This is a genomic window from Paraburkholderia unamae (assembly GCF_003268775.1).
In the GTDB taxonomy this organism is placed as follows: Bacteria; Pseudomonadota; Gammaproteobacteria; order Burkholderiales; family Burkholderiaceae; genus Paraburkholderia; species Paraburkholderia unamae.
In genome coordinates, this window is the sequence record NZ_QLSU01000014.1 from 234760 (window position 1) to 249299 (window position 14540).

The following is a 14540-nucleotide window of genomic DNA, read 5'->3' on the forward strand; positions in this document are numbered from 1 at the left end:
ATGGCCCATCAGATAACACTCCGTTTCGAGGACGGCGTGACCCGCTTCATCGACTGCGACGACACAGAGCGCATCACCGATGCGGCCATTCGCGCGAAGATCAATATTCCGCTCGATTGCCGTGATGGTGTGTGCGGCACGTGCAAGGCGGTTTGCGAGTCCGGCGAGTATGTTCTGGGCGACTGCGTGGAAGACGCGCTTAGCCCGCAAGAGGCGAGCGAGCGCAAGGTTCTCACCTGCCAGATGAGCCCGCGCTCCGACTGCGTGATCCAGATCGCCACGAACGCCGATGTTTCCGGCACTGGCCCGTCCTCCTTCAGTGGACGGATCATGGCCTGCCAACGCGCATCGGACAGCACGATCGCTTTCTCGGTCGAACTGGCGAACCGCGCCGATCTCAGCTTCCTTCCGGGACAGTACGTCAACATCCGCGTGCCCGGAACCGATCAGACCCGTTCGTACTCCTTCAGTTCGGGGCCTTCGGATCCGCACGTGTCCTTCCTTGTGCGCAATGTGCGTCAAGGCGCGATGTCGACCTGGCTCTGCGAAAGCGCGAAAGCCGGCGACACAATCGAATTTCGTGGTCCGATGGGAAGCTTCTACCTGCGCCCCATCGAGCGCCCAGTGCTGTTTCTGGCGGGTGGCACGGGCCTCGCACCGTTCCTCTCGATGCTGGACAAGATCGTCGAGGACGGCGGCAGCCCGTATCCGATCCACATGATCCTGGGTGTGAACACGGATGAGGACCTGGTTGGCATCGAGCGGCTCGAAACCTATGCGCAGCGCCTGCCGGACTTCACCTATGCCTGCACCGTCGCCAGCCCCGACAGCGCCCATCCCAACAAGGGCTATGTCACGCACCACATCATCCCCTCCCAGCTCAACGACGGAGATGCCGATGTCTACCTCTGCGGCCCGCCGCCGATGGTCGATGCGGTGCGCAATTACCTTTCGTCCGAAGGCCTGACGCCGCGCAACTTCTATTACGAGAAGTTCGCTGGCACCGGCCTGGTGGTGCAGACGGGCGAGGAGCGCATCGCGCCTGTTGATGTCGATGAAGCCTTCGACATGCGTATGGCCCTTGAACTGGGCGCGGCCCAACTGACCATGGGCCGGCTGTCGAGCGCGCAGCTGATCCGCTTCCGCCAGCTCGCCGAGGCGACGGCGCCGTTCGTGTCCGGGCAGCGCTTTACAGATGTGGCGCGCTACATCGAGGCAAACCACGCCTTCCACCTGTTCACGATCGAAGCGTCCGGGAACGCCCAGCTGATCGCGCTATACCGGCAACTGGCCGTGCAGGACTTCATCGCTCGCGCGCTGTCCGACCAGATCGAGATCGTCGGCGACATCGTCCAGCAGCACCGGGACATTGTCGGCGCCTTCGAACTGGGCGACCTGAACAAGGCGCGAGACGTGATTGCGCTGCATGCGCTCCATTCCAAGGCCACGATGAGCCGGGCGCTGGAGCGTATGGCGCTGGGCAAGACGGCACCTCAGGTGGCCGCTGCCCCCGTGCTCCCGATCCCTGTGCCGCAGAGCGCGCCGCAGGTCTGCCCGTTCACGGCCAACATGCTTCCGGCCTATTCACACGAGCTGGACTGGCCCGAGGGGCTGGCGCCATTCAAGGTGGTTGACGACGGCTCGCAAGGCGACCCTTACGAGCACTACCGCTGGATGCGTGAGCATGCGCCGGTGCTGCGTTGCCAGTCGGCGACCTCGGACGTGTGGTTCCTTTCGCGCTATGACGACGTCTACCAGGCAATCCGTAATCCTAAGCTGTTTTCCTCCGAGGTCGTCAGCCCGCCGCCGCTGACGTTCCTGACGCTGTTCGATGCGCCCGACCATTCGCGCTTGCGCAAGGTCGTCCAGCCATCCTTCCTGCCGCTGGCGCTCGATCCCTTTATCGAGCAGATCGCGCAAAGGGCGGAGGACCTGCTCGACGCGATGATCGTCAAAGGCGGTGGTGATGTCGTTCAAGATTTCGCCATCCCGCTCAGCATCTCGACCATCTCCGCGATGATTGACGTGCCGAATGAGGATGAGGAGAAGATGAAGTTCTGGTCGGACGAGACCTTTAGCTACTTCGGGCGGCTCGCCCGCAATGCGCCGGGGACCGGCACCGACGAGCAGAGCGCGCAGGCTTTCTTCGCATACCTGAAGGAAGCGATGGAGCGGCTCGCGCTCACCGACAGCCAGTCGATTGGCGGGCATATCGCGCGCATGTGGAAAGACGGATTGCTTTCGGAAAAGGAAGCGAAGGAGCTGTGCGCCTTTGTCTTCATTGCCGGGCACGACACCACGACCATCCTTGTCGCCAACGCCTTCCGCATGCTCGCCGAACAGCCGCATTTGCTGGGACGTCTGCGCGAAAGTCCCGCCGACGCTGAGCGTTTTGTCGAGGAGGTGGCGCGCTATCGCGGCACCGTCCAGCGCGTGAGCCGCATCACCACCGAGGCGACCACGGTCGCGGGCGTTGATCTGCCCAAGGGCGCAGTAGTGCGACTGTTGCTGTCGGCTGCGAACCGTGACAGCCGCAAGTTTGCCGACGGCGAGACGTTCGACATCGACCGTGATTCGAGCGGCCACCTCGGTTTCGGCAACGGCATGCACAAATGTCTTGGTGCGCCGCTTGCCAAGCTGGAGACGCTGATCGCGACGAAAGCGCTGGCCCGCAAGATTGGCGCGATTGCGCTCGATCCGGCACAACCGATTCAGTATGTGCGGGGCAACAATCTGACCAATTCCGGGCCGGAGCACCTGTTCGTCAAGCTGGGCGGGTTATCGGTCTGAACGGGAGCAGGGCGCGGTCAAGTCAGTCCGCGCCCCTTTTTTCAGGTGGCAAGGATCGATCGTGGGCCGCAGAGCGATATTCGGTTGGCCGGAGTCCCGTCTGCTTGCGGAAGAAGCGGCCGAAATAGGCTTCGTCCTGAAAACCCAGTTCGCTGGCGATCTGCTTCACACTGAGGTTCGAATAGCCGAGCAGGCGCTTGGCCTCGTGGATCGAGCGTGCGTCGATCGCCTCGATTGCCGAGACCCCGAAGGTGGCGCGGCAGATGCGGGAGAGCTGGCCGGTGGTGACGCCCATCTCGTCGGCGTAGCTCGCCACTGGCCGTCGCGCACGGCAATGGCGGTCGAGCAGCGCGCGGAAGCGTTCGATCCGCGCCGCCATTGTCCGCTGCTCGGAACTGGTTGAAAGCCGGGCGCTCTCGCTGAGGCGCCCAATCTTGACGAAGAGGGTGATCGCCAGTGCCGCGCCCGCGGTGAACTGCCAGCGCTCGTGGCTCTGCGCCTCGTGCGCGATCGACTGAAAAAGCGTGTCCAGCGGTGTACCGCGCTCGACGTCGCGATCGACCGATAGCACCGTTGGTGTGCGCATGAATTCCAGCAGGTCGGGCGCGGCCGTCATCGCCAGCGATTCCAATGCAGGTTGTGCGGCGGTGATGACGTGACCGTCGATGTCGCTGCGGAAGTGAAAGCCGTGAACCGAGTGCGCTGGCACGACGATCAGGCAGGGTGCAACGACCTCCCACGTCTTGCCGTCAATAAAGGTTTCGCCGCCTCCGCGGGTGACGTAGAGCACCTGGATCAGCGCGTCGTGGACGTGCGGCTTGATGTCGAAGTCGAAACGGCCGGCACGCAGGGGAATGGGCTCGTAATGCACCATGTCGACCCAGGATTGGCCGGCTTCCGCCCCATAGAGCGCGAAGTGCAGAACCGTCCGGCGGCGCTGTTGGTCATCGGCCATGATGCACGGTATGTCCTGTTATATGTCGTCTCTGTCCATTGTTCCACAGGCGCTTGAGGCGTTCAATGGCGATACGAAATGCACGACGTGTAATGGCGTGAAAAATCTTGGGGAAAGCAACAGCATGGAACAGGAACTTGAACATCGCGTGGCTGCATCGACCGCATACGGGCTGAACCTGGGCGGCAAGGTCTGCGTGATCACGGGCGCAGGCAGCGGAATTGGCGCCGGCATCGCGCGGGCCTTCGCTAGTGTTGGAGCCCATGTGGCGCTCGTCGACCGTAATCTTGCGGGCGCTGAGGCTGTCGCCGCCGAACTTCGGGAGGCAGGTGCCATGGCGCAGGCGTTCGGCTGCGACGTGTCGGACGAAGCCTCCGTTGCCGCCGCCGCCGCCGAGGTTCGCGCAGCGCTCGGTCCGGTCAGCGTGCTCGTCAACAATGCAGGACTGCTACGCGCTGGATCGCTCGAAACGGTCTCGATCGCAGACTGGAACCAGGCCATCGCCGTGAACCTCACCGGCTACCTTCTGTGTGCCCGCGCGTTCGGGCGCGACATGCTGGCGGCGGGCAAGGGTAGTATCGTCCACGTTGCCTCGATTGCGGCGCTCAATCCGCAGACCAATAGCGGTTCCTACAGCCCGAGCAAGGCGGGCGTGCTGCTGCTCTCGCGGCAGTTGGCGGCGGAGTGGGGCCCGCGCGGCGTGCGCAGCAACTGCGTGTTGCCCGGCATGATCCGCACCGCGCTGTCCGCGAAATTCTATGAGGAACCCGGCTTCGAGGCTCGCCGCGCCGCCGCCACTGCGAGCCGCCGCATCGGCGAGCCGGAGGACCTCGCAGGCCCGGCCATGTTCCTCGCCTCCGACCTGGCGGCTTACGTCAATGGCGCCGAGGTGCTCGTCGACGGCGGGCTCGATTGCATGCTGATGGATATGGTTCCGCGCCCTGGTTTTAACGCCACCCCGGCCGCGTGAGCGCCATTAACACCATAACGAAAAGGAGACTGGATATGGCCAAGGAGATCACTTGCGATCTGGTCGTGGTCGGATCGGGTGCTGCGGGCCTCGCGACTGCGATTACGGCAAAGAAGCGCGGCCTCGATGTGGTCGTGCTCGAAAAGGAGCCCGTGTTCGGCGGTACGACCGCACTGTCGGGCGGGGTCTTATGGATTCCGCTGAGCCAATATGGCCGACAGCAGAACCCGGCGGACTCAGTCGTGCGCGTGCGCGAATACATGATGAGCGAGACGGGAAGCAATTACGACGCCGCCGCAGTCCAATGCTTTATCGAGAACGGGCCGAAAATGGTCGAGTTCTTTGAGCGCGAGACTGAGATGAAGTTCGTACCCACGCTCTACCCGGACTATCACCCGGATGCACCGGGTGGCGTGGATATCGGGCGCTCGATCCTCGCGGCGCCCTATGATATTCGCGGGCTGGGCAAGGACATGCAACGCCTCAAGCCGCCGCTCGAAACGATCACCTTCATGGGGATGATGTTCAATTCCTCGAACGCGGACCTCAAGCACTTCTTCCGCGCGACCAAATCTATTGTTTCGTTCTGCTATGTTGCTCGCCGTCTGGCTACGCACATCAAGGAACTGGCGCTTTATCGCCGGGGGATCAACGTAACGAGTGGCAACGCGCTCGCGGCGAGGCTCGCAAAGTCGGCGCTGGCGATCGGCATCCCGATCTACACGTCGACGCCCGTGAAGGAAGTGCTGAGCAAGCAGGGCAAGGTGGTCGGTGTGCTCGCGAGCGCAGCGGACGGTGAGCTTCGCGTCGCTGCCCGGCAAGGCGTCGTGCTGGCCTGCGGCGGCTTCCCTCACGATCTCAAGCGCATTGCGCAGGTCTATCCGCATGTGAGGAGCGGGGGTGAGCATCTCTCGCCCACGCCCGTCGGCAATACGGGCGACGGGCTGACCATGGCGGAGAAGGTGGGGGGCGCCGTCCAGCTTGGTTTCCCCGACGCGTCGGCCTGGATGCCTGTGTCGAAGGTGCCTTTCGGCAAGGGCCGCACGGGCGTGTTCCCGCATTTGCTCGACCGCTACAAGCCAGGCGTGATCGGCGTGCTGCGCAGCGGGCAGCGCTTCACCAATGAATCGAACTCCTACCACGACGTTGGCTCGGCGCTGATCCGTGCGTGCGAGGGTGAGCGGGAGACGGCGATGTGGCTGATCTGCGATAAGGTCGCGCTGGGCAAGTATGGTCTGGGCTATGCCAAGCCAGCGCCGATGCCGGTCGGGCCGCTGCTGCGCAAAGGCTACCTCGTCAAGGGCGAGACGATCGGCGAGCTGGCGCGCAATTGCGGGATTGTTCCTGATGCGCTCGAGAAGACGATCCGTGCCTACAACGTCGATGCCGGGCGCGGCGAAGACCCGGCATTCCATCGCGGAAGCACATCGTTCAACCGTTATCTCGCCGATCCGGACAACAAGCCCAACCCTTGCGTTGCGCCGATCTCGACCGGCCCCTTCTATGCGGTGAAGGTGGTGATGGGCGATCTCGGCACGTTCGATGGCCTCAGGACCGGTGTCACCGGCGAGGTGCTGCGCGCGGACGGCAGTGAGATCGACGGCCTTTACGCGGTCGGTAATGACCGGCGCAGCGTGATGGGCGGTAACTATCCTGGCGCGGGTATCACCCATGGACCCAATATGACGTTCGGCTATGTCACGGGTAACGCCATCGCCGACAAAGCCACGACCAGCCAAGAGAAGGTACACGCATGAGCCCGCAACCCATGTATCTGGCAAAGCCCCTCGTGGATTTTCGCGTCTACACGATCGCGCTACGCAAGATGCCCGAGTTCATCGACGTGTTTGACCGGCTCGCCATGCCGATCCTGCTCGAGACACTTGGGCATCCACTCGGATTCTGGACAAGTCTGGTGGGGCAGCAGAACCAGTTCACCCATCTGTGGGGATATGACAATCTTGCGGACTACGAACGACGGTGCCTCGCACGCGACACGCATCCGGATTTCCCGGCCTATCTCAAGGCATCGGGCCATCTGATCACGGCACAGGAGACACGGCTCATCCGTGCTACCGCGCTGGGTAGTGTCGCGAAGTAAGCCAACACACCTTCGGTGTCTTCTTCGCGTTTCGCACTACGGCGTCCCCAATGCCAGATCGCGATGAGCAGAGCTCTGGAATTCGCGGGGCGTCGCACCTGTCTGTTTGCGGAAGTAGCGGCTGAAATAGGCGCTGTCCTCGAATCCGAGGCTGTGCGCGATCTGCTTGACGGTCATGCCCGAGTAGACCAGGTCCCGCTGCGCTTCGCGAATCAGATGGTCGTTGATCAGCGCGGTGGGTGACGAACCGAGCTCTTCGCGGCAGATTCGCCCGAGTTGCGGCGGCGTGACATCGAGCGCGTCCGCATAGAACTCGACCGGGCGATGCTCCCGGAAGTGCTGGGCAATCAGCTCGCGAAAGCGCCTGATTTGCAGGCTGCGCCGCGCGGCGAGCGCGGCCACCGGCACGTTGGCATGGTCGATAAGGCGCGCCGCCTGTACGAAAAGTGCCATTAAGAGTGACATGCCCGCCGCCGTATAGCCGGCCGCGCCTCGGCGAAACTCATTCTCAAGCATATGAAAGAGCGGCATCAGCGTTTCGTCGCTCGCTGATGGCCCGCTCACCGGAATCACGGCGGGGCGCTGGAGAACCGCGACGAGTGTTGAAGAAACCGACTTCGCGATGGACTCCAGCGCGCGCTGCGCGGCCGTGACGACAAGGCCGTCGATTTCCGGCGAAAACGCGAAACCGTGCACCACCTGCGCAGGAAGGATCACGAGGCAGGGCGGGTTAAACGGCGTTTTTTCGCTCTCGATGATGACGTGACCCTGGCCGCTGCGGATGTAGAGAAACTGAAGCAGCGCGTCGTGACGGTGCGCCGGAATGTTCCAGTCGTTCGGCCGGCTGCGCTCAGGAATCCACTCGAAATTGAATGCATCGTGCCACGGCGGGCGCGCGGTCGATGCTTCTCCGTAGAGTTCGTAACTAGGGATTTTCCTCATGTCGTCTTCCCTCACATGTGCAGATTGTCCTGTTTTTTCACAGTTTTGTCCATGATCGCCCGGCGCCGTCTGCCTATACTTCAGGCAGGCGGAATCGATACAGATTTTTCGTCGGAGACACAGGATACGCTTTTGCGTATGCCTTTCATGGGGGAGATTCGGATGACTAACGAAACAGGAATGCGCGGCGAAAACCGGCTGAATCTGGCGAGCCAGGTGAGCGGGGCGGCGGCCGGCATAGGCGTCGCGCACACGCCGCACTGGCACTGAAACAAACCTCACACGCAACGGCGTTGCGGCGCGCCGTGGCAGATACCAGACGTCCCGCGCCCGCGGGTACGGCGCCGCAATAGAACGACATCAATCTCAGGAGACATCGCAATGGAAACGCTCGATCGCGTCGGCCCCGCCGGCGCGTTGCCCTCGCTCGTCCGTCACGTTGCTGGAGGGCCGCAATGAAGACCTCCGAACGCGTCGTCGATACCCAGGCCTTCATTGACGGCCAACGGTTCTCCCCCTTTCAGTGGGGCATTCTCGTGCTGTGCTTTCTGGTTGTCGCCGCCGACGGTTACGACACGGCAGCCATCGGCTTCATCGCGCCGTCGCTCGTGCAGCAGTGGGGCATTGCGCGCGTCGCGCTCGGTCCGGTGATGAGCGCGGCGCTAGTCGGGCTTGGCATCGGTGCGGTGCTTGCCGGCCCGCTCGCAGACCGCCTCGGACGCAAGACCGTGCTGGTGCTTTCCGTAGCGTTCTTTGGACTGTGGAGCCTTGCGGCGGCATTCGCCGGTACGGTCGAGTCGCTGACCGTGCTGCGCTTCTGCACGGGTCTTGGCCTCGGCGCTGCCATGCCGAATGCCGTCACGCTGATGTCCGAATATGCGCCGACGCGCGTGCGCGCCGTCGTTGTCAATACGATGTTCTGTGGCTTTTCCACCGGCCTCGCGCTCGGCGGATTCGCGTCTGCGTGGCTGATTCCGCATTTTGGCTGGCAAAGCGTGCTGGTTGCGGGCGGTGTCGGGCCGATCGTGCTGACGGTTCTGCTGATCCTGTTCTTGCCGGAGTCCGTTCAGTTCATGGCGGTACGTCAGCGTGCCGACGCAGGAATCGCACGCATCCTCGGCCGTATTGCACCCGGCACGACGTTCGATGGCTGCCGCTTCGCAGCGCCTGAGAGCGGCGCGAGCGCGAAACGCGAATCGGCGATTCGCGTCGTCATGTCGAGACAGTACCGTTTCGGGACGTTGATGTTGTGGCTCGCGTACTTCATGGGCCTGCTGATCTATTACCTGCTCACCAACTGGCTGCCCACGCTGTTTCGCGACACGGGCTTCTCCGGCGCGCGTGCGGCCCTGATGACGTCGCTTTTCCCGCTTGGTGGCGTGCTGGGCAACCTGTGCGTCGGCTGGTTCATGGACCGCCTCAACGCCAATCGCGTGATCGCGGCCACGTATGTGCTCGCCGCGGTAATGGTTTTGCTGGTAGGGCGCGGTGTCGGCCACCAGTTGTGGCTCGGCACGCTCATCTTCTTGACCGGAACGTTGGTCACGAGCGCAGTCACATCGATGTCCGCACTGGCCGCCGCGTTTTATCCGACGCACGGGCGGGCGACTGGCGTTGCCTGGATGCTCGGCGTTGGGCGCATAGGGGGCGTGGCAGGGGCACTCGTCGGCGCGGCTCTGATGGGCTTTGGCTGGCAGATCGGTTCGGTGTTCAGCCTGCTTGCTGTGCCTGCGCTGGTGTCCGCGTGCGCGCTGTTCGTGATGATCGGGCGTGGCGCAACTGCTTCGCAAACGCGCGTACAGCAAGGCGTGTCGATGCACTAGGCAGGGTCGCGAGTCTTCTTTTCGAAGATTCTCGATCGAATAATTAGTCATGCAAATAAATAATCAAGGTTTGGAGAACCGCAAATGAAAAAGAAACTTCTCGCATTGGCCCCGCTTTGCCTGTGCGGTGCATCGGCCTGGGCGCAAAGCAGTCTCACGCTGTATGGTGTGCTGGACGAAGGCATCATGTTCAACAGCAACGTGGCCACCGGGCCGTCGACAGGCGGACGGAAATGGTATCTGGATTCGCTGAACGGCATGTACGGCAGCCGTTGGGGCATGAAGGGTGCCGAGGACCTGGGTGGCGGCACGCGTGCGATCTTCACGCTTGAATCCGGCGTGAACCTGAATTCGGGTGCCGCAGGGCAAGGGGGGCTCCAGTTCGGCCGCCAGGCAGCTGTCGGCTTGAGCAACCGGAGTTTCGGCGACGTCACATTGGGGCGGCAGTACGATTCGGTCGTCAACTATGCGCAAGCTGTCACGGTTCAGGGTTATCTGGCGAGCGAAGTTTTCCAGCATCCAGGCGACTTTGACAACACCGCGAACTCGCTGCGGACGAACAACGCGATTCGCTATGCGAGCCCCAACATCAATGGACTGACGTTCGGCGCCACCTGGAGCGTGGGCGGTCAGCCTGGCAATTTCAGCGGCAACGGTGGCTATTCGGCCGGTGCGGCGTACTCCAACGGCGTGGTGACCGTGGCGGCCGCTTATCTCTACTTCAAGAATCCGACCGCGGCCACCGCGGGCCAGGGTTTTTTCACGAGCAATGGCAGCGGAACGCAGTTGACCGGCATCCTCAACAAGGCTTATGCCAGCGCGAATTCGTATCAGGTGGCGATAGCGGGTGGGCTGTACACGATCGGGCCGGTGCAGATCGGCGCGTCATGGTCGAACATCGAGTACGGCAATATCGTGGCGCTGGGCGGTGCGAGTGCGCGGTTCAATAACGTGGATGCGGGCGTGAAGTGGTCGGTTACGCCTGCCTTCAGTCTCGGTGCGGCCTACGATTACGCGAAGGGCAACAATGTCCGCACATCGGATGGCGCAAACGTCGGCAATCAGCATTTCAACCAGGTTAGCGTGATGGCCGATTACTTTCTTTCGAAGCGAACCGATCTCTACGCCGAGGCCGCGTATCAGATCGCGGCGGGTACGTCGTCTACAGGTGCGGCTGCGGTGGCCAATATCGGCAATGCCGGCGACTCGTCGAACGACCATCAGGCGCTCGCGCGCGTCGCGCTTCGTCACAGGTTCTGAGTCATCGCTTCACGCACCGGCGGCTCTTGTCTCACACGAATGGCCACGTGCTCGCAGGGGCGCGTGGCCTTGCGTCGGGACGCACGCTCGCATTCATCTCTTCGAAGATCGGTAGCCCGAAGCTCGAAGCAATGAAATCATTTTCGCTTGCGAAAGGCGTTTGGCGTCATGCCGGTGAATCGCTTGAAGAACCGCGTGAAATACGCGGGCTCCGTGAAGCCCAAAAAATCGGAGACCTGATTGATATTGAGTGCGGTGTAGGTGAGACTGCGCTTGGCCTCAAGCAGCAATCTCTGGTGAACGAGGGCGAGCGCGCTTTTCCCCGCTATTCGCTGACAAACCATATTCAAATACGCCGGCGTCACGCCCAGGCGTTCGGCGTAGCGGCTGATCGGAAAATGTTCACGGTAGTGTTTTTCGATCAGGCTGGAGAACGCTTTCAGGTGGGCCTGGCCTCGATCCTGGGTTTCGCCCCTTTCCTCACCTTGTTGGTCCTGGCGACTGACCCATACGACGAGCGCGCTCACGAGCGACCGGAGCATCAGGTCCCTTGAAGGTGCGGGAAGGCCGTATTCCTGATTCAACCGGACGCACAGCGTGTTCAGGTATGGCCGGTCGTTGCCCACCGGGTAACAGCCCGGGTGTTCAAGTACACGGCGCGGCGCATCGATTTGCTGCTGAAGCCAGTTCATCAGCGGCGCGGCGATCGTAATCACATATCCGTCGACTTCCGGAGAGAACTGGAAGCCATGCACGCACATTGGCGGGACGACCTGCACCGATGGCGTGCTTATCCGTGTCTTCTCGCCCTCTATCTCGAGCTGTGCCACGCCTTTCTGGACATACAGGATCTGCGCGAGGTCAGCGTGCCGGTGTCGCCGGATTTCCCAGTCGTGCAAACTGCTTCGCTCGGGTATCGACTCGCAGTGCAGCAAATCGAGCGTGCTCCAGTCAGGCCCTTCGCCGTATAACTTGAAGACGGGGATGTCGTGCTGCGCCGGATGCTTCATGAGTTCATCAGCGGGTTATCGGTTCGCGTTGGACTTTCTAAAAGTCCAATTTTAATCGAAAAAATTGCCTTATCAGCGCTGCAAATTTCTAGAAAAATGCAATTCAACCGCGGTGCTAATTATTGGTGCTCGAAGAGCAGAGTTGAAGTCGCGGTGTAGAGAAATACAGGAGACATCGGTCATGAAGACCAAGGTAGCGATCATCGGCGCCGGGCCGTCCGGCCTGCTTTTGGGACAGTTGCTGCACAAGGCGGGCATCGACAACGTCATTCTTGAACGTCAAAGCGGTGAATACGTGCTCGGCCGGATCCGTGCGGGCGTGCTGGAGCAGGGCATGGTCGACCTGATGCGCGAAGCGGGCGTGAGCGAGCGTATGGATGCGGAAGGGTTGGTTCACGACGGTATCGAACTCGTATTCGGTGGGCGGCGTGACCGGATTGACCTGAAGCAGCTCACGGGCGGCTCGTCGGTGCTGGTGTACGGCCAGACCGAAGTGACGCGAGATTTGATGGCGGCACGCGAGGCAAGCGGCGCGACCACGATCTACGAAGCGGCCAATGTTCAGTTGCACGATGTGAAAGGCGAAGCGCCGCACGTCACATTCGAAAAGAACGGCGAGACTTATCGTCTGGATTGCGATTACATCGCGGGCTGCGATGGCTTTCATGGCGTATCGCGCAAGACGATCCCTGCGGAAGTGCTCACGCATTACGAGCGCGTTTATCCGTTCGGCTGGCTCGGCATGCTGTCCGATACCCCGCCTGTCAATCACGAACTGATTTACGCGCATCACGAGCGTGGCTTTGTGCTGTGCAGTCAGCGTTCGACGACTCGTAGCCGCTATTACCTGCAAGTGCCGTTGACCGAGAAAGTCGAAGACTGGTCGGACGAACGCTTCTGGGAAGAGTTGAAAACGCGCCTGCCGCAGGACGTGGCGGAGAAGGTCATTACCGGTCCGTCGCTCGAAAAGAGCATCGCGCCGCTGCGCAGCTACGTGGTTGAGCCAATGCAGTACGGCAAGCTGTTTCTCGTTGGCGACGCGGCGCATATCGTGCCGCCGACCGGCGCGAAGGGCTTGAATCTCGCCGCGAGCGACGTGAGCACGTTGTATCGGATCTTGAATCGCGTCTACCGCGACGGCCGTACCGACCTGCTGGAAAAGTATTCGCAGATCGCGCTGCGCCGCGTGTGGAAAGCAGAACGTTTCTCATGGTTCATGACGAACCTCCTGCACGAATTCTCGGAGCGCGACGCCTTCGACAAGCGCATGCAGCGTACCGACTACGATTACTACACGACTTCCGATGCCGGCCTCAAGACGATCGCGGAAAATTACGTTGGTTTGCCATACGAACCGATCGAATGAAGCGGCAATGATGTTCGCTTGATTGGCATGCGCCGGTCATGAGGATGTTATGGCTTGATGAACCGGAGCGTCATGCGATCCGATTCGCCGATCGCGGCATAACGCGCGCGGTCCAGGTCGCCGCCCTTGTAAGTGGGCGGCAGCGACCAGACGCCGTGCGGATAATCCTTGGTGTCCTTCGGATTTGCGTTGATCTCGCTGCGTGCAGCCAGCACGAAGCCCGCGCCCTGCGCATGCTCGATTACGTACTCTTCGGTCACATAGCCGGTATCGATCATCTGCTGTACGGTCGTGCCTCGCCGTGCGCGATGTTCCTCAATGCCAAGCACGCCGCCGGGTTTCAGCGCGGAATAGAATGCGCGCAGGTTGTCGTCGATCTGGCCATCCTTGATCCAGTTGTGGATGTTGCGGAATGTGAGCACCACGTCGAACTGGCCGTGCGCGTCGAAGCCCTCGAATTCGCCTGCGCGCAAGGTGCCGACCTTGACGTTGCCATAAAGCGCCGGGGCCCCCGCGAGCTTGCGCAAAAAGGCGGCGTCGCTGTCGCGGTCTTCGGCGGCCAGTTCCGCTGACGTGCTGACGTATTGGGCCTCGTAAAGATGGCCGCCACCGTGCAGCCACGGTGCCAGGATATCCGTGTACCAGCCGCCGCCCGGTGCGATTTCGAGCACCGTTTGTGTGGGCTCGACGCCGAAGAATTGCAGCGTCTCCTTCGGATGCCGATAGACGTCGCGCGCTTTGGCCCGCTCGCTACGCTGAGGAGCGGCGATCGCGGCATCGAGAGAAGAGGCGGCCGCAGGTTGCGTCAGCGCGCTGTGCCCTGGCTGCTGTGTGGGTGTCGCGCATCCAGCCGCGAAGAGCGCGAGAGACGCCGTGCCGATGGCGGCAGTCAGTGTCAGTGCAAGACGTGCGAAGACGCGATGAGGTTGGGCCGGATTCATGGGCGAGGGTGCAGGTTCTGGAGAGCCTACACGATACCCGGTTATGCGCGCTCGCGCTGGTCAGCTGGTTGAGTAGTTCTCGAGGTAACAGACTTCGTTCGTCTGCGCCGTTGTCCGCGGATGGGGACGGGGGAGCAAAAGCTACTTCAGACGGTGGCGTACGCCGCAGCCTCGGGGCGGGGAAGTCCCTTCCATTCTCTGGCTGTCCGACCCAGATCGACCCACTTCTGCCAGTTGGCCTTCTACATAGGAGACATTCGCGGAGCGATTCCTGCGCGGCCTTGCGTGGACCTATCCGTCATTTCGTGGGCGAGGCATATCATGAGAGGTAAAAATCATGGATATGCCGATGAAGAAGAAACGCACGGTAGCTTCGCAGGCA

Annotated in this window: 11 protein-coding genes; 7 read left to right on the forward strand and 4 right to left on the reverse strand. The window is 61.9% G+C overall.

What is annotated here, in order from left to right; all coding sequences use genetic code 11:
- A complete protein-coding gene (gene benC, locus C7401_RS23655; protein WP_112173823.1) occupies positions 1-2790 on the forward strand; it encodes a benzoate 1,2-dioxygenase electron transfer component BenC in 2790 nt (929 codons plus the stop codon).
- A gap of 22 nt (positions 2791-2812) precedes the next feature.
- Here benC and C7401_RS23660 read toward each other — a convergent pair whose 3' ends face one another.
- Complete coding sequence (locus C7401_RS23660; protein WP_112173824.1) at positions 2813-3745, reverse strand: helix-turn-helix domain-containing protein; 933 nt, start codon at positions 3743-3745, stop codon at positions 2813-2815.
- Positions 3746-3869: 124 nt separating this feature from the next.
- On the opposite strand from C7401_RS23660, the gene C7401_RS23665 reads away from it, so the two are divergent.
- Genes C7401_RS23665 through C7401_RS23675 form a run of 3 tightly spaced genes read left to right on the forward strand, consistent with a single transcriptional unit; the run spans position 3870 to position 6816 of the window.
- Positions 3870-4715, forward strand: coding sequence for an SDR family NAD(P)-dependent oxidoreductase (locus C7401_RS23665; protein WP_112173825.1), 846 nt, complete (start codon positions 3870-3872; stop codon positions 4713-4715).
- A gap of 35 nt (positions 4716-4750) precedes the next feature.
- Entirely contained in the window at positions 4751-6472 is a 1722-nt protein-coding gene (locus tag C7401_RS23670; protein WP_112173826.1) for an FAD-dependent oxidoreductase, read from the forward strand.
- Positions 6469-6816: an NIPSNAP family protein gene (locus C7401_RS23675; RefSeq protein ID WP_112173827.1), complete on the forward strand. Its 348-nt coding sequence runs from the start codon at positions 6469-6471 to the stop codon at positions 6814-6816. The genes C7401_RS23670 and C7401_RS23675 overlap by 4 nt, the downstream gene beginning before the upstream one ends.
- A gap of 36 nt (positions 6817-6852) precedes the next feature.
- Here the strand turns inward: C7401_RS23675 and C7401_RS23680 are convergent, their stop codons facing one another.
- Positions 6853-7758, reverse strand: coding sequence for a helix-turn-helix domain-containing protein (locus tag C7401_RS23680; protein WP_112173828.1), 906 nt, complete (start codon positions 7756-7758; stop codon positions 6853-6855).
- A gap of 455 nt (positions 7759-8213) precedes the next feature.
- On the opposite strand from C7401_RS23680, the gene C7401_RS23685 reads away from it, so the two are divergent.
- Together C7401_RS23685 and C7401_RS23690 are read left to right on the forward strand one after the other, a co-directional pair.
- Positions 8214-9581, forward strand: coding sequence for an MFS transporter (locus tag C7401_RS23685; protein ID WP_112173829.1), 1368 nt, complete (start codon positions 8214-8216; stop codon positions 9579-9581).
- A gap of 84 nt (positions 9582-9665) precedes the next feature.
- A complete protein-coding gene (locus C7401_RS23690; RefSeq protein ID WP_112173830.1) occupies positions 9666-10841 on the forward strand; it encodes a porin in 1176 nt (391 codons plus the stop codon).
- A gap of 137 nt (positions 10842-10978) precedes the next feature.
- On the opposite strand, the gene C7401_RS23695 is transcribed toward C7401_RS23690, so the two are convergent.
- Positions 10979-11851 (reverse strand): helix-turn-helix domain-containing protein, encoded by an 873-nt coding sequence (locus tag C7401_RS23695; protein WP_112173831.1) that lies wholly within the window; start codon positions 11849-11851, stop codon positions 10979-10981.
- 181 nt (positions 11852-12032) lie between these two features.
- Here C7401_RS23695 and pobA point away from each other — a divergent pair, with 181 nt between their 5' ends.
- On the forward strand, positions 12033-13217 hold the full coding sequence (pobA, locus tag C7401_RS23700) for a 4-hydroxybenzoate 3-monooxygenase (RefSeq protein WP_112173832.1): 1185 nt from the start codon (positions 12033-12035) through the stop codon (positions 13215-13217).
- Positions 13218-13264: 47 nt separating this feature from the next.
- Here pobA and C7401_RS23705 read toward each other — a convergent pair whose 3' ends face one another.
- A complete protein-coding gene (locus C7401_RS23705) occupies positions 13265-14158 on the reverse strand; it encodes a class I SAM-dependent methyltransferase (protein ID WP_112173833.1) in 894 nt (297 codons plus the stop codon).
- Between the last annotated feature and the right edge of the window lie 382 nt (positions 14159-14540).